2 protein-coding genes are annotated in these 608 nt (G+C 54.1%); both read left to right on the top strand.

Features of this window, described 5'->3' with window-relative positions; translation table 11 throughout:
- The coding region (locus tag EOA36_RS37900) for a hypothetical protein (protein ID WP_210212454.1) at nucleotides 1-197 on the top strand (197 nt) is incomplete at its 5' end.
- 85 nt (nucleotides 198-282) lie between these two features.
- The gene (locus EOA36_RS36640; RefSeq protein WP_127281324.1) at nucleotides 283-585 is read left to right on the top strand and encodes a hypothetical protein; all 303 of its coding nucleotides are present in this window, start codon (nucleotides 283-285) and stop codon (nucleotides 583-585) included.
- Nucleotides 586-608 lie beyond the last annotated feature (23 nt).

Raw genomic sequence — 608 nt, 5'->3', positions numbered from 1 at the left:
GAACCATCCACCAATCGCGAAGTTTGTCCAAGCGACGGCAGGCCTGGCCAACTCCAGTGGCACGCCGCGATGGCGGCGGGAGAAATTTGGCCGATTCAAGCAAATTTCCGGAACTGCGCTGGATTAACTTGGAATTTCGCAAAGCGTTCAAGATGTTCCTGAATATATTTTTACCAGTTTGGGGAATTTTTGCCTGAAAATCCGGAACTTCCAGGCAAAGTTTTTCGTTGAAAGCCTGATCGTTGCTTCGACGGTCACAAAGCAACAGGGAAGGACCCAATCATGAACATCAAGATGATCTGTCTTGGCGTAATGGCGCTTTCAATGGCCACCGGTTCGGCTCTCGCAGGATCCAACAAGGGAACGTCCGCTCTTGATGATCCTGCCAAGATGAAGCCGTTCTACACGGATTCCGGCATGAAGACGATGGTTGGCAAGGACGCCTTCGTCACAGCCTGGAAGGCGCTGACGCCCGAAGACCAGATGGCTATGAAGACCGCCTGCGCCGACGAGGTCAAGAACGCCAGCCCGACCAACACGCATCCGGAATTCTGCAGCAGCGTGAAATTGAACGGCGGCAGCTGACAACGTGCCGCGGCCTTGGAGAC

Source organism: Mesorhizobium sp. M8A.F.Ca.ET.021.01.1.1, from assembly GCF_003998025.1.
Lineage (GTDB): Bacteria > Pseudomonadota > Alphaproteobacteria > Rhizobiales > Rhizobiaceae > Mesorhizobium.
This window is presented reverse-complemented; position numbering and strand designations above follow the sequence as displayed.

What these genes read in the sequence shown, in the direction of transcription:
- EOA36_RS36640 (WP_127281324.1), top strand. Translation starts at nt 283, where the DNA reads ATGAACATCAAGATGATCTGTCTTGGCGTAATGGCGCTTTCAATGGCC.